22 protein-coding genes are annotated in these 23,074 nt (G+C 61.5%); 13 read left to right on the top strand and 9 right to left on the bottom strand.

Annotated elements, in window-relative coordinates:
* Positions 1-70: 70 nt before the first annotated feature.
* Positions 71-703: a ribosome biogenesis GTP-binding protein YihA/YsxC gene (gene yihA / locus EGJ09_RS14995; RefSeq protein WP_012316856.1), complete on the bottom strand. Its 633-nt coding sequence runs from the start codon at positions 701-703 to the stop codon at positions 71-73.
* 193 nt (positions 704-896) lie between these two features.
* On the opposite strand from yihA, the gene EGJ09_RS14990 reads away from it, so the two are divergent.
* The 7 genes from EGJ09_RS14990 to EGJ09_RS14960 all read left to right on the top strand — a co-directional run bounded on the left by EGJ09_RS14990 (position 897) and on the right by EGJ09_RS14960 (position 8,135).
* Positions 897-1,199, top strand: coding sequence for a cytochrome c5 family protein (locus tag EGJ09_RS14990; protein ID WP_046786739.1), 303 nt, complete (start codon positions 897-899; stop codon positions 1,197-1,199).
* 31 nt (positions 1,200-1,230) lie between these two features.
* A complete protein-coding gene (locus EGJ09_RS14985) occupies positions 1,231-1,848 on the top strand; it encodes a cytochrome c (protein WP_115273175.1) in 618 nt (205 codons plus the stop codon).
* Positions 1,849-2,017: 169 nt separating this feature from the next.
* Positions 2,018-2,653, top strand: a complete 636-nt coding sequence (dsbA, locus tag EGJ09_RS14980; RefSeq protein ID WP_039602079.1) for a thiol:disulfide interchange protein DsbA — start codon at positions 2,018-2,020, stop codon at positions 2,651-2,653.
* Between the two features lie 11 nt (positions 2,654-2,664).
* Positions 2,665-3,519 (top strand): endonuclease/exonuclease/phosphatase family protein, encoded by an 855-nt coding sequence (locus tag EGJ09_RS14975; protein ID WP_046786736.1) that lies wholly within the window; start codon positions 2,665-2,667, stop codon positions 3,517-3,519.
* A 97-nt stretch (positions 3,520-3,616) separates the two neighbouring features.
* Positions 3,617-5,587: a GGDEF domain-containing protein gene (locus EGJ09_RS14970; protein WP_125924270.1), complete on the top strand. Its 1,971-nt coding sequence runs from the start codon at positions 3,617-3,619 to the stop codon at positions 5,585-5,587.
* 64 nt (positions 5,588-5,651) lie between these two features.
* Complete coding sequence (locus tag EGJ09_RS14965; protein ID WP_196914283.1) at positions 5,652-6,428, top strand: N-acetylmuramoyl-L-alanine amidase; 777 nt, start codon at positions 5,652-5,654, stop codon at positions 6,426-6,428.
* 87 nt (positions 6,429-6,515) lie between these two features.
* Positions 6,516-8,135 carry an EAL domain-containing protein gene (locus EGJ09_RS14960; RefSeq protein WP_115273173.1) on the top strand — a complete coding sequence of 540 codons (1,620 nt, stop codon included), beginning with the start codon at positions 6,516-6,518 and terminating at the stop codon, positions 8,133-8,135.
* A 56-nt stretch (positions 8,136-8,191) separates the two neighbouring features.
* On the opposite strand, the gene EGJ09_RS14955 is transcribed toward EGJ09_RS14960, so the two are convergent.
* Both EGJ09_RS14955 and algB read right to left on the bottom strand, forming a co-directional pair.
* Positions 8,192-9,970, bottom strand: coding sequence for a KinB sensor domain-containing domain (locus tag EGJ09_RS14955; protein ID WP_125924269.1), 1,779 nt, complete (start codon positions 9,968-9,970; stop codon positions 8,192-8,194).
* Entirely contained in the window at positions 9,967-11,313 is a 1,347-nt protein-coding gene (algB, locus tag EGJ09_RS14950) for a sigma-54-dependent response regulator transcription factor AlgB (RefSeq protein WP_046786732.1), read from the bottom strand. Before algB ends, EGJ09_RS14955 begins: the two co-directional genes overlap by 4 nt.
* A gap of 210 nt (positions 11,314-11,523) precedes the next feature.
* On the opposite strand from algB, the gene EGJ09_RS14945 reads away from it, so the two are divergent.
* The 6 genes from EGJ09_RS14945 to EGJ09_RS14920 all read left to right on the top strand — a co-directional run bounded on the left by EGJ09_RS14945 (position 11,524) and on the right by EGJ09_RS14920 (position 16,943).
* A complete protein-coding gene (locus EGJ09_RS14945; protein ID WP_125924268.1) occupies positions 11,524-12,345 on the top strand; it encodes a BON domain-containing protein in 822 nt (273 codons plus the stop codon).
* 177 nt (positions 12,346-12,522) lie between these two features.
* Positions 12,523-12,807, top strand: a complete 285-nt coding sequence (locus EGJ09_RS14940; RefSeq protein ID WP_046786730.1) for a hypothetical protein — start codon at positions 12,523-12,525, stop codon at positions 12,805-12,807.
* Between the two features lie 56 nt (positions 12,808-12,863).
* Positions 12,864-13,025 (top strand): DUF1328 domain-containing protein, encoded by a 162-nt coding sequence (locus EGJ09_RS14935; RefSeq protein ID WP_003252966.1) that lies wholly within the window; start codon positions 12,864-12,866, stop codon positions 13,023-13,025.
* A gap of 2 nt (positions 13,026-13,027) precedes the next feature.
* Complete coding sequence (locus EGJ09_RS14930) at positions 13,028-13,498, top strand: inhibitor of vertebrate lysozyme family protein (protein WP_046786729.1); 471 nt, start codon at positions 13,028-13,030, stop codon at positions 13,496-13,498.
* A gap of 734 nt (positions 13,499-14,232) precedes the next feature.
* On the top strand, positions 14,233-15,561 hold the full coding sequence (gene gltP / locus EGJ09_RS14925; protein WP_012316843.1) for a glutamate/aspartate:proton symporter GltP: 1,329 nt from the start codon (positions 14,233-14,235) through the stop codon (positions 15,559-15,561).
* A gap of 152 nt (positions 15,562-15,713) precedes the next feature.
* Positions 15,714-16,943: a nucleoside recognition domain-containing protein gene (locus tag EGJ09_RS14920; RefSeq protein WP_012316842.1), complete on the top strand. Its 1,230-nt coding sequence runs from the start codon at positions 15,714-15,716 to the stop codon at positions 16,941-16,943.
* On the opposite strand, the gene EGJ09_RS14915 is transcribed toward EGJ09_RS14920, so the two are convergent.
* The 6 genes from EGJ09_RS14915 to EGJ09_RS14890 form a co-directional block, all read right to left on the bottom strand.
* Entirely contained in the window at positions 16,925-17,548 is a 624-nt protein-coding gene (locus tag EGJ09_RS14915; protein WP_125924267.1) for an ABC-type transport auxiliary lipoprotein family protein, read from the bottom strand. The genes EGJ09_RS14920 and EGJ09_RS14915 overlap by 19 nt on opposite strands.
* Positions 17,545-18,483, bottom strand: coding sequence for an MlaD family protein (locus EGJ09_RS14910; RefSeq protein WP_125924266.1), 939 nt, complete (start codon positions 18,481-18,483; stop codon positions 17,545-17,547). The genes EGJ09_RS14915 and EGJ09_RS14910 overlap by 4 nt, the downstream gene beginning before the upstream one ends.
* A gap of 3 nt (positions 18,484-18,486) precedes the next feature.
* The gene (locus EGJ09_RS14905) at positions 18,487-19,278 is read right to left on the bottom strand and encodes an ABC transporter ATP-binding protein (protein WP_125924265.1); all 792 of its coding nucleotides are present in this window, start codon (positions 19,276-19,278) and stop codon (positions 18,487-18,489) included.
* Positions 19,275-20,408 carry an ABC transporter permease gene (locus EGJ09_RS14900; protein WP_046786723.1) on the bottom strand — a complete coding sequence of 378 codons (1,134 nt, stop codon included), beginning with the start codon at positions 20,406-20,408 and terminating at the stop codon, positions 19,275-19,277. The genes EGJ09_RS14905 and EGJ09_RS14900 overlap by 4 nt, the downstream gene beginning before the upstream one ends.
* Positions 20,409-20,533: 125 nt before the next feature.
* Positions 20,534-21,556 carry a DUF5924 family protein gene (locus EGJ09_RS14895; RefSeq protein ID WP_046786722.1) on the bottom strand — a complete coding sequence of 341 codons (1,023 nt, stop codon included), beginning with the start codon at positions 21,554-21,556 and terminating at the stop codon, positions 20,534-20,536.
* Positions 21,557-21,646: 90 nt separating this feature from the next.
* A complete protein-coding gene (locus EGJ09_RS14890) occupies positions 21,647-23,053 on the bottom strand; it encodes a pitrilysin family protein (protein WP_115273167.1) in 1,407 nt (468 codons plus the stop codon).
* Between the last annotated feature and the right edge of the window lie 21 nt (positions 23,054-23,074).

Below are 23,074 nucleotides of genomic sequence, written 5' to 3'. Positions count from 1 at the left end.
GATGGCGGCACTATCGCCAAAAGCCGGCCCCCACAGGGTGGGAAGCCGACTTGCCGGCGATGACGTCGCTTCAGGCTACCGGCTTGTCTTCCAGCTCCATCCAGCCCGCCAGCACCTTGTAGGCCTCTTCCAGCCCCAGACGCTTGGGAGCCGAGAACAGCTGGATGGTCACGCCATCCCCCCAACCTTTGCGGATTTCCGACTGCACCTTGAGCAGGGTGTTCTTGCCTGCGCCGTGGGTCAGCTTGTCGGCCTTGGTCAGCAGGATGTGCATAGGCATGCCGCTTGCCCTGGCCCAGTCGAGCATCATCTTGTCGAAGTCGGTCATCGGGTGGCGCACATCCATCATCAGGATGACGCCGCGCAGGCATTCGCGGCTGCCCAGGTAGGCCTCAAGGTGACGCTGCCAATGCTGCTTGAGCGGGATCGGCACTTTTGCATATCCGTAACCTGGCAGGTCGACCAAACGCCGTTCATCGTCCAGACTGAAGAAATTCAACAGCTGGGTGCGCCCTGGAGTTTTCGAGGTTCGCGCCAGGCTGGCATGAGTCAGGGTATTGAGGGCGCTGGATTTGCCGGCGTTGGAACGGCCGGCGAAAGCCACCTCGTAACCCTGGTCGTCCGGGCATTGTTCGACCTTGGCAGCGCTGAGGGCGAATGTGGCTTTCTGGCAGAGGCCGAGGATGGGGTTCTTGACTTGCATGGGATATCCGATGTGGGTGTTGCCAAAGCCTAGGCCGGCAAGCGGTGTCGTTTCCGTTTGGATGGCGGAAGTATATAATGCCCCAGTATTTGTGTGCTCATTCTCCCAGCGAAGGAGAACGGGCATGGGGTGTCGAACAATAGCTCGCGCATCAGAACGCAGCGCGTCCCCCAACCCTGTCAGGTCGTTCCGCATGGCGAAATGGCTGCTAGCTGTCGGTATGTTCCTGCCGTTTTTCAGCGCACAGGCTACACAGGATCCCGAGGCGTTGTACAACCGCACGTGTGCGGCCTGTCACGCCGGGCAGTTGCCACAGGCGCCCAAGAAGGGTGACCGGGCAGCCTGGGAGCCAAGGCTGGCGCAAGGCATGGAGGTACTCATGGCACATGTGACTCAGGGTTTCAAGGCTATGCCGCCGCGTGGATTGTGCAGGGACTGCAGTGCCGAGGACTACCGTTTGGTCATCCTTTGGATGAGCGGCAGTCCCGATACATAACATTTCACCCTTAGCCGTGTTGGATTAGCTGATGAACAAACTAGTCGTGAGTCTGCTGTTGACCATGGGTGTCGCAGGTGCGGCCAATGCTGCAGAACCTGTCAAAGGCGACGCCGCCGCCGGCCAGGCCAAGACCGCCATCTGTGGTGCCTGCCACAACCCCGACGGCAATAGCCTGGCGCCCAATTTTCCGAAACTGGCCGGTCAGGGCCAGCGCTATCTCGAAAAACAGTTGCATGACATAAAGTCCGGCAAGCGTACCGTGCTGGAGATGACCGGCATGCTGGCCAACTTCAATGATCAGGACCTGGCCGACATCGCCGCCTACTTCGCCAGCCAGAAAGGCAGCGTCGGCGCCGCCGACCCCAAGTTGGTCGAGCGTGGCCGGGCGCTGTTCAATGGCGGCGATCTGGAAAAAGGCATGCCTGCCTGCACCGGGTGCCACTCGCCCAATGGCGCGGGCATCGCGCTGGCCGGCTTTCCGCACCTGGGTGGTCAGCATTCGCAGTACGTGACCAAGCAGCTCACCGACTTCCGTGAAGGCAACCGCACCAATGATGGTGATGCCATGACCATGCGGACCATAGCCGGCAAGCTGAGCAACCATGATATCGAAGCGTTGGCCAGTTATATCCAGGGCCTTCACTGAGCTATCTGCGCATTAACATTCGGTTAATGCTGCAACGCTAAAGATGAAAGGGCGGCGCGGACCGCCCTTTTTTCAGTCCGCAGCCGGTACACTACAGAACTCGGGCCCTTCCCGACCTGTCTCAGTACAGGTCGTGTCGAGGCGACCAAAGACTGCTCAGGAGTAAAGCATGCGTAAACTGATTCTCAGCGCTGCGCTGGTCGCCGCCAGCGTATTCGGTATGTCCGCCGTTCAGGCTGCGGAGCCTGCCACGGCCGGCAAGGAGTACCTCGAGCTGAGCAACCCTGTTCCGGTGTCCGTTCCCGGCAAGATCGAAGTGGTCGAGCTGTTCTGGTACGGCTGCCCTCATTGCTATCACTTCGAGCCGGTGATCAACCCTTGGGTTGAAAAGCTGCCGAAGGACGTCAACTTCAAACGCGTGCCGGCGATGTTCGGCGGTGCATGGGACGCCCACGGCCAAATGTTCCTCACCCTCGAAGCCATGGGCGTCGAGCACAAGGTTCACGCCGCAGTGTTCGATGCCATTCAGAACCAGCGCAAGCGCCTGACCGATCCCCAGGACATGGCTGACTTCCTCGCCACCCAGGGCGTCGACAAGGACAAGTTCCTCGCCACCTTCAACTCGTTCGCCATCAAGGGCCAGGTCAACCAGGCCAAAGAGCTGGCGAAGAAGTACGAAATCACCGGCGTACCTAGCATGGTGGTCAACGGCAAGTACCGTTTTGACCTCGGCACCGCTCAGGGCCCGGAAGGCGTGCTGAACGTCGCTGACCAACTGATCGACAAGGAGCGCGCCGCTAAGTAAGCGGCGAACCCATGCCCCGCTTCAGAGCCGCGCGTGGTATTGGCCTGCATCAGCCGCAGGTCAACGAGCATCATCTGCAGGCCAATGGCCTGCCGGAAGATGGTCGCCTGCGGCTGCTCAGCTTCAATATCCAGGTCGGCATCAGTACCGAGCGCTATCGGCATTACCTGACCCGCAGCTGGCAGCATCTGCTGCCGCACACCGGGCGCGCCGGCAATCTGCAGAAAATCGGCGACCTGCTCAATGATTTCGACCTGGTGGCCTTGCAGGAAGTAGATGGCGGCAGCCTTCGTTCTGGTTACGTCAATCAGGTGGAGCACCTGGCCCAGTTGGGGGGCTTCCCTTACTGGTACCAACAGCTCAACCGCAACCTTGGGCATTTCGCCCAGCACAGCAATGGGGTGCTCAGCCGCCTCAAGCCGCATCTGCTGGAAGATCATCCTCTGCCCGGTCCCTCCGGCCGCGGTGCGATCCTGGTGCGCTTCGGCGAAGGCGAGGACGCGCTGATCGTGGTCATGATGCATCTTGCGCTTGGTGCAAGGACCCGCGCTCGCCAGCTCGCCTACATCCGGGAACTGATCGGTGGATACCGCCATCAGGTCCTGATGGGCGACATGAACACCCATGCCAACGACCTGCTCGACCATTCTCCATTGCGTGATCTGGGCCTGATTGCACCTCAGGTCGAAGCCACCTTCCCCAGCTGGCGCCCGCAGCGTTGCCTGGACCACATCCTGCTCAGCCCGAGCCTGACCCTGGAGCGGGTCGAGGTGCTGGCCCAACCTATTTCCGACCATCTCCCGGTCGCCGTAGAGATCCGATTGCCTGATGCATTGACTGTGGATACGCTTCCGGCCCTGAGCTAGATCAGCAAAAGGCCATTGGAGCACTCAAGAGTTCCAGCCGTGCGCCGACAGCGTGTAACCATAGCCCACCGATGCATCACCCGTTGCGGATCCAGGCATGACCGAAGAAGCCGAGCGCTGGAAAGAAAAATACCTTAAAAGCATCGAACAGCAGGAAAAGCTGGAGCGCCGATGGGCAGCGCGGCTTGACCTGCTGCGTCGGGGCCTGGTGCGCAGTACCTTGGCCGCAGAAGGCAGCGACAAGGCGGTGGACCAATGCATGAAGGAAATGCGTGAGGTCATTCGCAGCGACAACATGGATGCCGGCCTTGCAGGGTTGATCCCGCGTCTTGAAAAGGCCGTGCTCGACTCCGAGCAGCGCCGCGAAACCCGCATGAACCAGGTCAGCGATGCGCTGACCGCGCTCGTGACGCAACTGCAAGGCCTGCCGTTGTCCGGTGACGTATCGCGGTCGCTCAAGAAACTGGCGAAGAAACTCGACGGCGGCGTCAGCCAGTCGCGCGAGTTGCCGCCGCTGCTCGGAGAGCTGAGCGGGTTGCAGGGGCGGGCGCTGTCATCGTTGAACAGGCCGGATGAGGATGCCAGGCCGGGCTTTTTGCAGCGCTTGTTCGGCAACCGTGAGAGCGAACCACAGGGTGTAAACGCTGTAGAACCGGCGGCCCCTTCTGTAATCGCTGCGCCTGAACTGCAGCCATTGCCGGACGGGCCGGTGCTGGTGGATCTACCACCCCGGGATATCGACGAGCTGCAGCCGTTGGTAGCACCTGAGGTTCATGACCCTGTGCCTGTGGTGCCTGTGGTGCCTGAAACGCCTGTTGCCGCACCGCCCGCTCCAGGCGAGCCTGAGCCGCACGCACAGGAGCCGGTCGAGGTTGCACCCGTCTGCGCTGAGCAACCGCAGCGCCTCGAGGGCGCTCGAACCGAGCTGCCAATACAGGTCGATGAGCCACAAGCGCTCAAGCCCCTGGAAGAAACCTTCGGCGAAGACGGACCCTATTCACTCCCTGACGCAGTCGAGCCGCCCTACAGTCAGGTTGCCGCGCATATCGAGCAAACCCTGATCGGCCTGCTCGATGACCTCAGCCTGCCGGAACGCCACAAGGCCCAAGCCCTGGAAATGCGCGAGCGCGTGGCGCGGGGGCTGAACTGGTACGAGCTGATCCCGGTGCTCGATGACCTGGCCGTGCTCATGCTGGCCATCACCGACAGCGGGCAGCACGAATTCGAGACTTACCTGCAGCAGCTCAATGAGCGTCTGGAAAGCTTCCAGAGCCACCTTCATGAAGCCAGTGCCGGTCATGCCGACAACAGTTCTGCTGCGCGCGAGCTGGACAGCCAGCTGCGTGAGCAGGTCGATGGCCTGCAAAGCAGCGTGCAGGGGGCGGCCGATGTGGACAGCCTCAAGCACATTCTCGAGAACCGCCTGGAAGGGCTGCTGGGCACCATGGATGAGCATCAGCATGAGCGTGACCGCCGCGAACAGGAACTCGCCGGGCGCCTTCAGGGCTTGGCCGAGCGCGTCGCTAACATGGAGCAGGAGGCCCTCGGCTACCGCGAACACCTGGAGGAACAGCGGCAGAAGGCATTGATCGACCCGCTGACCGGGCTGCCCAATCGCGCGGCCTGGAGCGAGCAGGTAGAGCGCGAAATGCAGGCCTGGCAGGAGAACGGCGGCCACTTGGCGATGGCGATTCTCGACCTGGACCATTTCAAGCGCATCAATGACAGCTATGGCCATCTGGCGGGTGACAAGGTACTGAAGATCGTCGCTGACCAGTTGCGCAAGCGCTTGCGGCCGCGCGATTTCATCGCCCGTTTCGGTGGCGAGGAGTTCGTACTGTTGCTGGCGCAGACGTCACCCACCGTAGCTGCGCAAGTGGCCGAGGTGCTGCGTGCCGCGATCGAAGCGTGTCCGTTCCATTTCAAGGGCGAACGGGTGGTTATCACCGCCTCCATCGGTTTGAGCGCATTCCGCTCGGGTGAGCGCGGTGATCAGGTGCTCAAGCGTGCTGATGCAGCGCTGTACCGGGCCAAGGACCTGGGCCGTAATCGGGTGGAACAAAGCTGAGCGGGTGAGCCGGGTGCGCATACGTTATGCTAATGCGTCACTGCTAATTACCCTGGCTTCTTCCATGAAAGCGTTGTTCACTGCATTTTTGCTGATCGTACTGGCCGGTTGTTCGACCGGCCTGCGTATCGACCGCAGCCATCCCTCGGCCAACCAGGACAACCGCATCCAGTTCGTCGTGCTGCATTACACCAATGCTTCGCTGGAGCGCTCGCTGGCGCTGCTAACCCATGGCGAGGTCAGCAGCCACTATCTGATCGGCGATGGCCCGGCCAAGGTTTATCAACTGGTCGATGAAAGCCGTCGTGCCTGGCATGCCGGTGACAGCCAATGGCAGGGGCGAACCTGGTTGAACTCGAGCTCAATCGGTATCGAGATCGTCAACCCAGGCTTTGACACCACGCCCAATGGGCGAGTCTGGTATCCGTACAGCGAAGCGCAGATTCAGTCTTTGATCGCGCTGCTAAAGGATATCGTCAAACGTAACAACATCGACCCTCGCCATATCATTGGCCACAGTGATATCGCACCCTTGCGCAAACTGGATCCGGGGCCGTTGTTCCCATGGAAGCGTCTTGCCGATGCGGGGCTTGGGGTATGGCCAGAGCCCAATGCCGTGGCGCGCCAGCAGGCGTATTTCAACGCCAATCCACCGAGCATGGGTTGGTACCAGCAAGAGCTGGCACGCTTCGGCTACGCCATCGAACAGACCGGGCAGCTCGATGTCGCTACCCGCCATGTCATTGCGGCGTTCCAGATGCGTTTCCGGCCACAGCGCTTCGACGGCATGCCCGATGCGCAGACGGCTGCCATGCTTCAAGTGCTAAACCGGATGCGCTGATCCTCCGCGCGCCCTTGGGCTCCGCCAAACGGCCAAGCCAATACGCCATTCAGTTGCTATACCCTGTATATCAACTGGATGCTGCCCATGTCGGCTCTGATTACCGCGTTGCGCCAATTTTTTTACCGTCCCTGGATGCTGGCCTCTCTGGCAGCGTTGGCCAGCGCTGCGGTGTTGCTGACTGCCAGTATCGGTATTGCGCTGCAGCAGATGAAGCAGAGCGAGAGTGCGCAGATGAATGCGCAGGGCGAGCGTTTTCTTGACCGCCTCGAACAGGTTTTCGGCCAGTTGCGCGAGGGTGTCGACGACCTGCAGGCGCAACCTTTGCGCGGCTGCAACCCGGCGATGCTGGCGTTGTTGCAGCAAGTTGGGCTGGGCTCGCGTTTCATTTATGAGGCGGCATACGTAGACGTCAATGTCGCCTGCTCCAACCGCGGGGGGGCACGGGCTTTCGTGCCCACGCGGGCTCCGGACATCCAGGGCCCGACTTACAGCTATTGGCTCAATACCACCACCGAACCCAACGAGAACCTTGCCGCGTTGATGCTTGCACGTGGCAACTTCCTGGTTTCTACGTCGCGTGGGCACTTGACCGACGTGGTTGACCTGCCGCCCGGAGGTAGCCTGTTGGTGGTGCTGGACAATGGCACCAGAGCCATACCGGTACTGGGCCCGCCACAAGTCTGGCCGCCAGCTGACAATTGGCCGCCACCCAGCGGCAATTCGTTGTTCGAACTGCATGACCGCCTTGTCTATCGCATGCTGACCAAATCGCCCGATTACCAGCTCGTGCTGATCGCCCCACGAGCCAGCCTGCCACTGCGGATGAACGGCATGCTCTGGCTATTGTTCCCAGGCAGCGTTCTGGCGGCCTGTTGTATCGGTTGGCTGGTACTGCAGCTGATCCTGCAGCGGCGTTCCATGAGTTCAGAATTGCAGAACGCTTTGCGCCGCGGTGAACTGCAGGTGCTCTATCAGCCGATCATCGAACTCGACAGCCGGCGCTGTGTGGGCGCTGAGGCGCTGGTACGCTGGCGGCGCCCTGACGGGACCCTGACCAGCCCGGACCTGTTCATTCCGCTGGCTGAAAATACCGGGCAGATTCGCCAGATCACCGATTTCGTCCTGCAACGGGTGCTTGAGCAACTTGGCCAGTTGCTGCGTTCGCACCGCAACCTTTACATCTCGGTGAACCTGGCGGCCTGTGATGTGATGGTCCCGCGCATCGGCCGGGTGGCTGCACGGTTGCTGGCACTGCACAGGGTGGCTGCCAGCCAGATTGCCTTCGAGGTTACCGAGCGGGGGCTGATCGATGTGGTGGTGGCCCGTGACAACCTGCAGGCGCTTCGTTCGGTGGGGCATCAGGTGTTGATCGATGACTTCGGCACTGGCTACTGCAGCCTGGCTTATCTGCAGACCTTGCCGGTGGACTGCCTGAAGATCGACAAGGCCTTCATCGACGCGCTCGGGCACGATGCCGCCAGCAGTGGCGTGGCGCCTCATATCATTCGCATGGCCCATGACCTTCATCTACGGGTGATAGCCGAAGGCATAGAGTGCGAGGCCCAGGCAGTGCTGCTCAACAGCGAGGGTGTCAATTATGGCCAAGGCTGGCTCTTCGCCCATCCGCTCAATGCCCGGCAGTTCGTCGAGTTGGTGACGCGAGGCCGGCAAGTCCGCAGGCCACGGATAGATGATGAACCGTGAGCGTACTTGCAGTGGCCGGCAAGGCGTTGCCTCAACGACCTCTGCAGGTCAAGAAATCACACCGGAAGAGCCATGTAGAACTGTGTCCCTTGCCCGGGCCGGGAGAAGACGCCCATGCGGCCGCCGTGCAATTGCACGATTTCCTTGCACAATGCCAGCCCCAGCCCGGCCCCGCCCTTCTTGCGCCCTACCTGTACAAAGGGTTCGAAAATGCGCCCCTGCTGTCCGTAGGCAATGCCTTCGCCATTGTCCTCGACGCTGATGATGACGCGCTCCGCATGGCGTCGCGCATGCAGGCGGATTCGCCCCCCGCTGCCGGTATGCCGAATGGCGTTGTGCAGCAGGTTGTCGAGCACACGATCCAGTTGGGCGATGTCGGCCTGGATCCGAGGCAGCGGCGGCTCCAGCGCCTTGATCAGCTCGATCTGCTTGACTGATGCCTGCTCGCTGAACCGTACCTGGGCACGTTCGAGCAGTTCGTCGATGGCACAGGGGGCGAGTTCGAGTTTTTGCAGCCCGCTCTGATAGCGTGAAAAATTCAATAGGTCGTTGATCAGTTGGGTCAGGCGCTGCATTTCCTCGCCGATGGTCTCCAACAGGTCATTCTCACGCGCCTCAGGTGGAAACTTCACGCGCTCTCGCAGCAGGCCGAAGGCCATGTGCATGCCGGTGACCGGCGTACGCAGTTCGTGGGAGGCGCGCAGTACGAACTCGCTACGCACACGCTCGAAAGCGCGCTGCTCGGTCACATCGTGCAGCACCATCACGGCACCGAGAATCGGTCCTTGCGGGTGGCTGACCGGGGTCAGGCTGTAGGACAGCAGGCGTGACTCTTCATCAACCTCGATACTCAGGTCCTCAGGTGGGCGGTCCAGGCTACCGCCGCGCAGCACCTGGCGCAGCTGTTGCTCCAGTTCTGGGCGCTGCAGTGCCTCTGCCAAGGGGCTGCCCAGGCGGTTGTTGCTCCAGCCGAGCTGGCGCTGGGCGACCGGGTTGAGATGCTCCAGATTGCCTTGGCGGTCGATGATCAGCAGGCCATCGTCGATGCTGTCGAGCACAGCCTGCAGGCGTTGTTGGCCGGCCAGCAGTTCATCGACGTTGGTCTCCTGGTGCTTGCGCAGCGCCTCGGCCATCAGCCCGAAGCGGCGGGTCAGCTGGTTGACTTCTATGGCTTGGCTGACGGGCAACGTGACATCGAAGTTACCTTGGCCGAGTTGATCTGCGGCCTTGGCCAGGGCTTCGATGGGTTGCCCGAAGCGGCGGGCGATGTTGTGAGCGGTAAAGAAGCCGAGCATCAGCACCACCAAGCCCGTCAGGCCGAGTACACCACTGACCAGTAAAGCGCGGTCGCGGGACAGTTGTTCGCTGCGAGTGATGTAATCGATGGCAAGCTTGTGCGAATCGATCAGGTCGGTGCGCACTTGGTTGAACGCGGCGCCCAGTGGCTGGTCGGCACCCATGCTGTTTGCCGGTGCAGCGCTTTGGCGATAGGCACTCAGGAAGGCCTGATAGTTGCTGCTGGCCTTGTTGAAGCCGGTACGTTCACCGCCTTGTGCAAGCCCTTGGTCAAGCAGGTCCTGGAAATTGTCTTGCAGCGCTCGCAGGCTCTGAGGCGAAGTTTGCGCATCGAGGATGAGCATCAGTTGCTCGCCCAGGTTCTGCCGAAGCTTCAAGCCTATTTCCAGGACATGGGTGGTATTGCTCACCGAAGCTTGCTGCGCGGCAGTCATTTGCAACACGCTGACCAAACCTAGCATCAGGCCCAGCAGAGCGACTGTGATCAGCGCTGAAATGCTGAGGAAAAGCCGCGTACGCAGCTTCATTGGCCATCTCATAGGTTGTACTGCTTACGCTTGCGGTACAGGGTCGAGGCATCGATACCCAAGGTCTTGGCGGCCTGGTCCAGTGTGTCACTGGCTGCCAGCACGGCGCCGATGTGGGCACGCTCCAGTTCATCCAGGCTCAGCGCCGCACCAACCCGGGGAGCGCTGCCGGCAGGTTGCTCGCCCATACCCAAGTGAATGATCTCCACCCGGTCCTGTGGGCAGATGATGCTGGCGCGTTCGACCACGTTGCGCAGTTCGCGGATATTGCCAGGCCAACGGTAATTGAGCAGCGCGGCGCGGGCTTCGTCGCTGAAGCCGCGGGCTGGGCGCGCGTATTCCTTGACGAAACGGGCTAGGAAGCGATCGGCCAGGGTAAGGATGTCCTCACTGCGCTCGCGCAGGGGCGGCAGGTGCAGGGTGATGACGTTCAGGCGGTAGAGCAGGTCTTCACGGAAGCGGCTTTCGCGGACCATTTCTTCCAGGTTCAGGTTGGTCGCCGCGAGGATGCGCACATCGGCGCGTCGGGTGACAGGGTCGCCTACCCGCTCATACTCTTTATCCTGGATGAAACGCAGTAACTTGGGTTGCAATGTCAGGGGAAAATCGCCGATCTCGTCGAGGAACAGCGTGCCGCCATCGGCCTGGTTGACCCGGCCCAGCGTGCTTTCACTGGCGCCAGTGAATGCGCCGCGGGTGTGGCCGAACAATTCGCTCTCCATCAGCTCGGCGTTCAGCGACGGGCAGTTGATGGTCACGCAGGCCTTGCGTGCACGCTTGCTCCAGCTGTGAATGGCGCGGGCCAGTTCGCCCTTGCCGGTCCCCGATTCGCCAAGAATGAGGATGTTGGCGTCGGTGGTGGCTACCTGACGTGCGGTTTCCAGCACGGCCATCATTGCCGGGCTATGCGAGTCCAGGCCGTCTTTGGGCTTGCGCACTTCACCTTCGAGCGCCTCCAGGCGTGCCGACAATTGGCGGACTTCCAGCTGTTTGGCGGTGGCCAGGCGCAACTGGTCGGGGCTGCAGGGTTTGACCAGGTAGTCGGCGGCACCGGCCTGGATCGCATCGACCGCAGTGTCGATGGCCGAATGCGCGGTGACGATCACCACCCGCATCCACGGCGCCTGGATGCGCATCTGTGCCAGCACATCCAGGCCGTTGTCTTCACCCAGACGCAGGTCGAGGAAGCACAGGTCGAACACCTGGCGCTGGAGCAAGGCTTCGGCCTGCGCGGCACTGTTGGCGGTGGCCACGCTGTAGCCCTCATCTTCGAGGCAGTAGCGGAAGGTGCGCAGGATCGCGGACTCGTCATCCACAAGCAGAATACGGCCTTGGTTGTCCTGGGCTGATTCCATTTCCAGCGCTCCTTTGGGAAAGATCTTCATTTAGTGTGGGAAAAATCGGGCAAGTTGCATGGTCAATTCTGAAGGATTCTGTCCTATGCATGCTAGCCAATGGCCAAAGAATGCCGTGAACCCGCGATATCTCAATGATTGCCTTAGAGCATTGAGGTGGCACATTGGTTGCGATGATTTGTGGATTTAGCCTACAGAAGGAGTGCGGTCATGCCTTTTACCACTCGAACGGCTGTGTTGACGGCCAGCCTGTTATCCATTTGCACCCCAGCGTTTGCCGACCCGGTTCAGGATGCCCGCCTGGAGGGCTCCCTACAGACTGCGCTGGCACTCAACCGCATGCTCAACCCGTTTCGCATTGAGGTCGAGGTGGATGGCCAGCGGGCACGCCTGACGGGTGAGGTCGAGAATGAGGTTGAGCGCCAGCTGGCCGAACACGTCGCACAGGCGACTCGAGGCATCGAGCAGGTCGATAACCAGTTGCAGGTCAACGCCGGGCTGGTCGAGCGCCCGCTCGAATTGCGGGCTTACGCTCAGCGTCTTGAGGATGCAACCCTGGCTGCCGTCATTCGTGCCCGTCTGCTGTGGAGCCGTACGACGCAGAAGGCGCCTATCGAGGTACAGAGCAGTGAAGGTGTGATCACCCTGCGCGGCAAGGTCGACAGCGCTGAAGCCAAGGAACTGGCTGGGGTGGTGGCGCGGACCACTGACGGTGTGTACCTGGTCAACAACCTGGTCAGTCTGGATTCCGCAGCCATGGCCCAGGCTCGCGAAACGCCGGTGGGCGTGTCTACCGGGCCGCAGCCAAGTGACAGTTGGGTGATCGACAAGATCCAGAACAGCTTCCGCTTCAGCCGCAACCTTGATGGCCTGAACATCAAGGTGGCCAGTGAGGGCGGCATGGTGCGGCTGTCGGGTGAGGTGGTCAGCAGCGAGCAGAAAACCATCGCCGTTGAGATCGCGCGGCAAATCATTGGCGTACGTGGGGTGGATGCCGATCTGCTCAAGGTGGCGACCAAGGTTGAAGGATGAATCGTGCAATACGCACGACGCCAAGACGGGCATCGTGCAGGATACGTCCTCAGGCCCAATAATGTGTTTGCGTAACTATTTGATTTATAAGGATTTATTAGAAATCGAACCGCTGGCACGCAGGCTGCAATTACCTGTTCAGGTTTGAATAGAAAAATTACAGCAGGAGAAGCCGGCATGAACCGCCAATCCGTCAACCGTTCGCAGATCGCCGCACTGCCACTGCGCCAGTTCCTGATACTGGGGATGGCGTTGCTGCTGGCTTTGGCCGCAGGCCTTTTTTACTACAGCTGGCAGACCGCGCGACTCACTGAGCAGGTTGCGGCGCAGACTGCGCTGCTGGCGCAAATCCAGGCGACACGTGCCAACACATTGGTGAGGGCAGCGCAAAAGCTGCCTTCGGCCAACACCTCGCCGGCCACAGTCGAAAAAGTCGTGCCCCAGCAACGCTGGGTGTTCTAAGGCGCTGCGGTTTCGACACCGACCGGATCGATTTCAAAAAAGAAAGGAGAAGCATCATGCTGAGTTGGGCTATCACTTTCCTCATCATCGCCATTGTCGCCGCCGTACTCGGCTTCGGTGGTATCGCCGGCGCTGCCACGGGTATCGCGAAGATCCTGTTCATTGTCTTCCTGGTCCTGTTCGTAGCCTCATTCTTCTTTGGACGTGGTCGAGGTTGACGATGAGCAGGAAGCTTTGCAACGCCGTAGCTGCCGCTCTGCTGTTGGGGGGTAGCGCAGCGGCGATGGCGGCCAATGATGGCCAGGTCAGCGCCGACAAGTTGCTCGGCTCTGACCCTGAGTACCGGGAGACCTGGCAGGACGCGATCAAAGGCGAGGAACGCCTGCCCGACTGGGTGATCAACCTGACGGGCAGTGCGCAGCAGCAGATGTCCGCGGTGACCGAAGATGGTGACAAATATCTGGTCGGACCGCTGTGTGAATCCAAGGACAACTGCACCTACAAACGCCTGATCGTAGCGTTCAGCTGGGACAAGGACGATGCCTACGGGATGCTGGTGGAGGTACCCGAGGGCCTGCCGAGTGACAAGGCTCCAACCCGCCATGCGCAGTATCGTTGGCTGGGTGAGCCGGATGAAGGCATGCAGGCGATGCTGAAGGAGCAGCTCAAGCGTGACCCGAACTGGTACTGAGTGTCAGGGACGATTGGTCGCGCACTGTCACGTAATAGAAGTGGAACCTTTCTATAGTTCTCGCTTCTATGATGCGCTGCCCCGAGGAGGGGCTGCACATGACCAAGGGGCCGGGCTGTTCTGATTGTTGCAGAATCGGAGTGGCCTAGGGGTACAGGGAGTGCCTCCAGCGATGGGCCGGGTCAGGCAAGGCAAAATCGGAGGTTCAGGTCAGCAGTGAGTTTTCCCACATAGAGCTGGCCTGACTTCCGAGATGCCATCTTCATTTCAACATCTCCCTTTCAGCTTTTTCCTGCTGAGACACATTTTGTCTTGACCGCACATCAATTTTTTTTCGCTCAACGCTGCCGTTGTCAGGTGTCATTTCAGCCATTCGGATTGTCGAACAGGCCATCAATGTCCTCTTCTGTGTACTGCCAAATCAGCCGAGATCTGGCGGTTTGGTCGTGTTCGGGTTTCCGAACGTTATAAATCAATGACTTGCGAATGCCTCATTTTGACGCATTGCTGTATGTCGAATCGGCATGGGGTATGCGCTTCCGGCATTAGATTTCGTCCTTGCCCATCGCAATAGTTGCCGCCTTTTCGCTGGCCCGAGCGCCCTGTCGCTCGCTTGCGGTGTCCTTACATGAGGCCTCCGGACGGAAGCTGTACGATGCCCGTGACGTTGCCAACGGCTCTGTTACGTGCTTTTCCGATCGGTGCCCGTGATCACTAGAACAAAGGGTAAAGACATGAAGAAGGCAAAATTGAGCCTCGCCTGGCAGATCGTCATCGGTCTGGTCCTGGGCGTTGCAATCGGCGCGCTACTGAATCATTTCAGTGCAGAAAAGGCATGGTGGATCAGCAACGTTCTCCAGCCCGCCGGTGACATCTTCATTCGCCTGATCAAGATGATCGTCGTCCCGATCGTGATTTCGTCGCTGATCGTGGGCATCGCCGGGGTTGGCGACGCGAAGAAACTGGGCAGCATCGGCCTGAAGACCATCATCTACTTCGAGGTGGTGACAACCATCGCCATCGTTGTCGGCCTGGTGCTGGCAAACCTGTTCCACCCGGGCGCCGGCATCGACATGAGCACCCTGGGCACCGTCGACATCTCCAAGTACCAGGCGACCGCCGCCGAGGTGCAGCATGAGCATGCGTTCATCGAGACCCTGCTGAACCTGATCCCGTCGAACATCTTCGCGGCGCTGATGCGTGGCGAGATGCTGCCGATCATCTTCTTCTCGGTGCTGTTCGGCCTGGGCCTGTCGAGCCTGCAGGCAGACCTGCGCGAGCCACTGGTGCGTACGTTCCAGGGCGTGTCGGAGACCATGTTCAAGGTCACCCACATGATCATGAACTACGCCCCGATCGGCGTATTCGCCCTGATCGCCGTGACGGTCGCCAACTTCGGCTTCAGCTCGCTGCTGCCTCTGGCCAAGCTGGTGCTGCTGGTGTACTTCGCCATCGCCTTCTTCGCCTTCATGGTGCTGGGCCTTGTAGCCCGCCTGTTCGGCTTCTCGGTAATCAAGATCATGCGCATCATGAAAGATGAACTGATCCTGGCCTACTCCACGTCCAGCTCCGAAACCGTACTGCCTCGCGTCATCGAGAAGATGGAAAAGTACGGTGCGCCGAAGTCGATCTGCTCGTTCGTGGTACCGACCGGTTATTCGTTCAACCTCGACGGCTCGACCCTGTACCAGAGCATCGCGGCGATCTTCATCGCCCAGCTGTACGGCATTGACCTGTCCTGGAGCCAGCAATTGCTGCTGGTGCTGACCCTGATGGTGACCTCCAAGGGTATTGCCGGTGTGCCGGGCGTATCGTTCGTGGTCCTGCTGGCAACTTTGGGCAGTGTAGGCATCCCACTGGAAGGCCTGGCCTTCATCGCGGGTGTCGACCGGATCATGGACATGGCGCGTACCGCTCTGAACGTGGTCGGCAATGCCTTGGCTGCCCTGGTGATCGCTCGTTGGGAAGGCATGTACGACGCCGCCAAGGGCGAGCAGTACTACGCCTCGCTGATTGCGGACAAGAAGGAAGCGGCGCTGGTTGGCGAGACCGCCAAGCGCTGAACCTGACGCGTTGAACATTGAGCCCCGATTTATTCGGGGCTTTTTGCTGTCTGTAAGGGCCACATCGCCAGCGAACCTGCGATGTGGCCAGCGCAGGCTAAAGCAGCCGTTGGTGCGTTATCATTCAGGCACTTTTCAGGGGGAACACACGGATGCTCAACGGCCTTTGGCTTGGCTTTTTCCTGGTGGCGGCCGTATCGGCCCTGGCCCAATGGCTGGTGGGCGGCAACGCCGGCATTTTCGCCGCGATGGTCGAGAGCATCTTCGCCATGGCCAAGCTCTCGGTCGAAGTCATGATCCTGCTGTTCGGCACCCTTACCCTCTGGCTGGGTTTCCTCAAGATCGCGGAAAAGGCCGGTATCGTGGAATGGCTGGCCAAAGTGCTCGGCCCGCTGTTCGCCCGGCTGATGCCGCAAGTGCCACCCGGCCACCCGGCACTGGGCCTGATCACCATGAACTTTGCTGCCAACGGCCTGGGCCTGGACAACGCCGCTACGCCGATCGGCCTGAAAGCCATGCGCGCCCTGCAGGAGCTCAACCCCAGCAGCACCACCGCGAGCAACGCGCAAATCCTGTTTCTGGTGCTCAATGCCTCATCGCTGACCCTGCTGCCGGTCACCATCTTCATGTACCGCGCCCAGCAAGGCGCTACTGACCCGACCCTGGTGTTCCTGCCGATCCTGCTGGCGACCAGCGTTTCGACCCTGGTCGGTCTGCTGTCGGTGGCGGTGATGCAGCGCTTGCGCCTGTGGGACCCGGTGGTGCTGGCCTACATGATCCCGGGTGCTCTGCTGCTGGGCGGCTTCATGGCCTTCCTCGGTACCCTGTCGGCTGCTGCGCTGGCCAGCCTGTCGTCTGTCCTGGGCAACCTCACGCTGTTTGGTGTGATCATGCTGTTCCTGGTGATCGGTGCGCTGAAGCGGGTGAAGGTGTATGAGGCCTTTGTCGAAGGCGCCAAGGAAGGGTTCGACGTGGCCAAGAGCCTGCTGCCCTACCTGGTGGCCATGCTGGTAGCCGTTGGTGTGCTGCGCGCCTCCGGGGCCCTTGAGCTGGCATTGGATGGCATTCGTCACGCGGTAAGTTGGATGGGTATGGACACCCGCTTCGTCGAGGGCCTGCCGACCGCATTGGTCAAGCCGTTCTCCGGCAGTGCGGCGCGGGCGATGCTGATCGAGACCATGCAGACCCACGGCGTGGACAGCTTCCCGGCACTGGTAGCCGCTACCGTTCAGGGCAGCACCGAAACCACGTTCTACGTGCTGGCGGTGTATTTCGGTGCTGTCGGCATCCAGCGCGTGCGCCATGCCGTAGGTTGCGCCTTGCTGGCCGAACTGTCCGGTGTCATTGCGGCCATCCTGGTCTGCTACTGGTTCTTTGCCTGAGCCTGAGCGCTTTGCGCGACGGTCCAGTTCACCACCTGCGCGGCGAGTTGATCGTTGGCCATGCCGAAGCCGGCCACCACGGCCGAAACCTGCGTATCTGCCAGCAGCTGACGCACCTCGAAACGCTTGCAGGCAAGGATTCGCTGGCTGCGCCCCTGAACCAGACGCGCGTCATAGCGGATCACCACCTCCACCGTACCGGTTGGCCGGTACTCGCTCTGAAATGCCTGCAGTTCACCGGCCAGTTCATAGTCGGCCTGCAGGTTGCTGTCGTCGGCGCTCAGACGCTGTACACGCCCGTCGCGCTGGAAGCCATCGAGCAGGCGGTTGCGTAACAGCAACGGCACCGGGTCGCTCCAGCGGGCGCCTTTGTAGCTGCTGACCACGTCGCCCTTGGGGATCACAGCGATGCGTTGCCCGGCCAGCACTTCGCTTGCCAGCGGCTTGTTCAAGCGTAACGACCATGGCACCGGGGTCGCGCTGTGGCTGGCCTGGTTGACCGGCAGCCGGTAGATATCCACAGGCTCGCTCTGGGGCAGGATCGAGCAGGCGGCAGACAGGCTCAGCGCGGCCGTCAGGGCCAGCAGGCGCAGCGACAGCTTCATGGCTGGAACTCCTTGTTGTTGTCGCGGCCAAGCAGGTAGCCGCTCGGGTCGGCTTCCAGGCGTCGGGAAATGCCCTTGAGTGAGTTGAGGGTTTCACGCAGTTCGCGGATGGCCGGTGTCAGCTGGTTGAGGCCTAGCGCGCCGTCGTCGATGGACTGGCGGTTGTCATTGAGCAGGCTGTTGATGGTCGCAGTGCTGGCGGCCAGCGATTGCATGGCCTGCTCGGCGCTGCCGATGGCCTGTTTGCCCTCGGTGCCGAGCAGTCTGTTGGCATTGCGCATCAGCGCTTGGGTTTCGGCCAGCGTGGCGTTGGCCTGTTTGCCGACCTGGGCCAGCTGTTCTATGGCCTGGGAAATGCCGCCTTTGTGGTTGGCGAACGCACTGGTGGTCTGTTCCAGATTGGCCAGGGTGTTGCTCAGGCGGTCGATATTGTTTTCCGAGAACATCTGGTTCGCATTGTGCAGCAGCAGGTTGATGTTGGTGACCAGGTCGCTGCTGTCATTGAGTAGCTGCGAGATGGGGGAGGGCGAGGCGATTATCACTGGCAACTTGCCGTCCTTGCCCTTGAGCTCTGGGCTTTTCGGAGTGCCGCCGCTGAGCTGGATGAACGAGTTGCCGGTGACGCCGGCGAGGGTCAGTTTCGCCTGGGTGTCTTCCTTGACCGGCGTATCGCCGCTCAGGCGAACCCGGGCCAGCACCCGGCGCGGGTCCTTGGGGTCCAGGCGCAGGCTGGTCACGTCACCGACCTTGATGCCGTTGTATTGCACGGGGCTGCCGCGGGACAGCCCGGAGACGGCTTCGTTGAAGATCACTTCGTAGTCCTTGAAGGCGTCGTCGACGCTGGACTTGGTCAGCCACAGGCCAAACAGCATGGCACCGGCCACCACCAGCACGGTGACCAGGCCGATGAGGACGTGATGAGCTCGGGTTTCCATCGTTCAGCGCTCCTGCCCGGCACGTTTGGCGGCCTGTTCAGCCGCCCGTCCGCGTGGGCCGTGAAAGTAATCGTGAATCCACGGGTCGTCGGTCTGTTCGACTTGGGCCAGCGGGCCTGCCACCAGCACCTTCTTCTGCGACAGTACCGCGATGCGGTCAGTGATGGTGTAGAGCGTGTCCAGATCGTGGGTGATGAGGAACACGCTCAGGCCCAGGGCGTCGCGCAGGGTGAGGATCAGTTGGTCGAAGGCGGCGGCGCCGATCGGGTCGAGGCCGGCAGTGGGTTCGTCAAGGAACAGGATGTCCGGGTCCAGGGCCAGTGCGCGGGCAAGTGCGGCGCGCTTGATCATGCCGCCGGACAGTGAAGAGGGGTATTTGTCTGCGGCCGAAATCGGCAGGCCGGCCAAGGCCAGCTTCACCCCGGCCAGGTGCTCTGCATCGGCGCGCGACAGGCCTGCATGCTCGATCAGTGGCAATGCGACGTTCTCGGTGACGGTCAGCGAGGAGAACAGCGCACCCTTCTGAAACAACACGCCAAAGCGCCGTTCGACCAATGAGCGTTGCTCTTCATGCAGGCCGGCCAGGTTCTGGCCAAACACTTTGATCTGGCCTTCATTCGGCAGCCGTAGCCCTATGATGCTGCGTAACAGCACCGACTTACCGCTGCCCGAACCGCCAACCACGGCCAGGATTTCACCGCGGTAAAGGTCCAGATCGAGGTTTTCGTGCACGCTCTGGCTGCCGAAGCGGTTGCAGATGCCCCGCGCCTGGATCACTGCTTCCGGGGTACTCACCAGCCCATCTCCATGCAGAACAGCGCAGCCACTGCGTCGAGCACGATGACCACGAAGATCGACTGAACCACGCTGGAGGTGGTGTGGGCGCCTACCGACTCAGCGCTGCCGCTGACCTTGAAGCCTTCCAGGCAGCCAATGGCCGCGATCAGGAAGGCAAAGAAGGGGGCCTTGGCCAAGCCGACGAGAAAGTGCTGCACGCCAATATCGCTTTGCAGCAGCGAGAGGAACATGGCCGGCGAAATATCCAGTGAAAGCGCGCACACCACAGCACCGCCGACGATGCCGCAGATCATCGCGACGAAGGTCAGCAGCGGCAGCGAGATCAGCAGTGCCAGCACCCGGGGTACGACCAGCAGTTCGATCGGGTTCAGGCCCAGGGTACGGATGGCGTCGATCTCCTCGTTGGCCTTCATCGAGCCGATCTGGGCAGTGAAGGCACTGGCTGTGCGGCCGGCCATCAGTATGGCGGTCAGCAACACGGCGAATTCGCGCAGGAACGAGAATGCCACCAGGTCGACGGTGAATACGGTTGCGCCGAAATCGGCCAGCACGGTCGCCCCGAGGAAGGCGACCACCGCGCCCACCAGAAACGTCAGCAACGCGACGATAGGCGCGGCGTCCAGACCTGTCTGCTCGATATGCGAGACAACCGGGGTGAGCCGCCAGCGATGCGGTTGCAAGGCCCGGCGCAGCAGGGTCTCCAGGATCAGGCCGATGAAGCCGAGCAACTGCAGGGTGTCTTGCCACAACGTATTGACCGCGCGGCCGATGCGCTCCAGCAGCAGGAGCAGCACAGGGCGCTCGGGTTCCTTTACCGGGATGCAGTAGTCCTGAACCGAGCAGTAGACGTTCTTGAGCAGGGCGCGGCTGGCAGCGGGCAGCTGTTGAGTGCAGTGCGACAGGCGCTCAGAGCCCAGCAGCTCAGCCAGTAGCGAGGCACCGGCGGTATCGAGCTGGCCCAGTTGGCTGAGATCGGCTACGGCGTCGGCGCCGTATTGGGTGCGCAGGTGTTCGCTGTCGCGCTTGAGGCTGGCGTAGTGGGCCAGGGTCCAGTCACCGGCAATGCGCAGGCAGGCCGGTTGGCTGCTGGTGTCCAGAGTGGCGCTGGGGGTGGTCATAGGCTCCATGCATCTGACAGGCGTAGAGGCTGATCATAGCGCAGCAGGCATGGCGGGGTTTGTTGAAATGTGCTGAGTGCTGTTGGGGCCGCGTTGCGGCCCAATCGCCGGCAAGCCGGCCCCCACAGGAGCGCTTACTTCGCCGGCGCGTCGTCTACCACCTTGAAGCGCAGCACACCGATCACTTGGCCATCTTCGGTCAGTACGCGCACCTGCCATTTACCTGCGGGGTTTGGCGGGAAGTTCTGCTTGTGGGTCCACGCACGGTAGCCTTCCTTGCGCCCGCCATGGATATCCAGGGCGATACGGTCCACTTCCTTGCCGTCCTTCTGCCACACATGGTAGATGCGCTCGTTGAGGCCGCGCGGTGCGTTGATGGCGGTGTAGGCATACAGGCCGCTGCTGCGAATGCGGCTGGCGGCAACTTCATCCAGCGATTCGCCGGGCTGGCGGTTCAATACCTCAGTGCTGACCGCCACTTCGGTCATCCACAGGGTGGCCGGTGGGACCCACGAGCGCAGTAACCAACCGCCCCCGCCGACCGCCAGGGTCACCAGTACCAGCGCCACGCCACGGCGCCAGGTGTTGATCGGGAAACTGCTGGCCAGGCTCGGGAACGACAGCACCATGGCTGCAACCAGTGCCAGCTTGAAGCTTTGCGCGGTGGTCAGGTGCAGGATGATCGGCAGGGCCGTCAACAGCGCGGCGAACAGGGTGAGGGTGTGCAGCGCCATGAACAGCCAGCGCCGCGGTGCCAGCCACTTGTAGTACAGCGGGTCGATGATCGAGACCAGCCCGGCGGCACCGAGCAGGCCGGTGAATACCAGTTGGCCACTGTTCCAGGTGGTGGTGATGAAAAAGAACGGCAGTACGAAGAACAGGCTTTCCTGGTGGATCATCTGCGTCGCGTAGCGCAGCAGCGGCTGAGGAATTTCCCGTTTGAAGGTGCGGGCGAACAGGCCTGTCAGGGTGTTCTCCAGCATCAGCCAGATCCAGCTCACCAGCATGAGAATGGCGACCCAGCTGGCCAGGCTGGCCTGGCGGTCGACCAGAATGAAGCTGCCGATACCGGAGAGGAAACCGCCGAGCGCGATGATGCCGGGGTAGCGTTTGAGCAGTTCGATGACGCGCTGGACGATATGGGGAATAGGGGGCATGGGTATACAACAGAGTGATAGGGTGACTGTGCCGCGCCGTCGCGGGTAAACCCGCGAAGAGGTCGGTACTGGCGAAAGGATACCGCCGAATCACCGCTGCCGTGTAGCACCGCTCGGTGGTTGGGGTGAAGTACGCCGGCGACGTAGCAGCCCGGCAGCCAGGATCACCCCCAGTAGCAGCGCAATCAGCCCATACAGCTCGTCATACCCAAGCAACGGCTTCTCGATGCGCAGATAACCCTCATCCTTGAGCAATGCCTTCAGCGCCTCGTTGGCCTGCTCCAGGCTGACCTGTCGCAGCTGCCGGGCCGGGTCGGCAAAGCGCCCGTTGCTGTAGGCGTTGAGTGCCCCCCAGTAATAATCGGCCAGCGCGCTGTTGCCCTGGGTACTCCAGCTTTCCTTGGCGACGGCGGCCTCCTTGATACGGGCGAATGTATCCGGATCAAGGCCGTCCTCGCGCAAGTGGTCGAACAGTTTCTGCATCACCTTGACCGCCTCGTCGACGTCGTCGCGCTCAAGGTCAGCGTTCAGGCTGAGCAGGCCGCTGTCACCAAAGCTTTCGCGTTGTGCCGAAGGCCCATAGGACAGGCCGTTACGCAGGCGCAACTGGTCGTACAGGGCCCAGTCCAGATAGCGTGAGAGCAGGTCGAGGGTCGACTGGTGGTCGTTGTCCAGGACCGGCTCGATGAACAACCAGTGCAGTTTGACGCTGTCGCCCAGAAAACCACGGGTCAGGTCGCGTCGCTGTTCGGCCTGCTGGCTGATGCTTTCCAGGTTGCGCCGCTCCTGCGGCTCGGTGGCGGGCAGCTCGCCGTAGGTGCGCTCCAGGTAGGCCGGCAGCAGCCGATCGAGGCCGCCAACCATGATCAAGGTCATGTTGTTGGCGGCGTACCAGCGATCACGCAGGGCCTGCACCTGCTCCAGCGTCATGCCATCGAGGTTGGAGCGTTCCGGGCATTTGAGGCCCAGTTCGGTTGCCAACTGATCGCTGGCCGGATGGCCGATGTCCTGGCGGTCGAGCCAACGTTGCAGGTGGCCGTAGTGGCCGCCGTCTTCACGTTCGATGATGCGCTTGGCCGTGGCCAACGCCTTGGCGTCGATGCGGGTGTCGCGCAGTACCGCCAGCAGCAGGTCGAGCACTTTGCGCTGGTTGCGCGCCGGGGCCTCGATGACGAAGGTGGTGTCGGCGCTGCTGGTGAAGGCATTCCATTCGCCACCCAAAGCCTGCAGGCGCTCTTCCAGGCCGCCCTCACCGGTTTCGTCGATGCCGCTGAACAGCAAGTGCTCGAGCAGGTGCGGCAGCTCTTTCTGCTCGCAGTCGAAGTCGTCCAGGCCCACACCCACCACCAGGCGGATCGCCACATGATCGCGTTCGTAGCCGGATTTAAGAATAACCTGCAGACCGTTGGGCAGCAGGTAGCCCTCGACCCGCGAACGATCGAGGGCGAAGGAGTGCAGGCTACAGATCAGCAGGCAAACGAAGGTCAGGCAACGCATGGGCGAGCTTGGGTCTCCAGG

The organism is Pseudomonas sp. p106 (assembly GCF_003936645.1).
In the GTDB taxonomy this organism is placed as follows: domain Bacteria; phylum Pseudomonadota; class Gammaproteobacteria; order Pseudomonadales; family Pseudomonadaceae; genus Aquipseudomonas; species Aquipseudomonas putida_E.
This window is presented reverse-complemented; position numbering and strand designations above follow the sequence as displayed.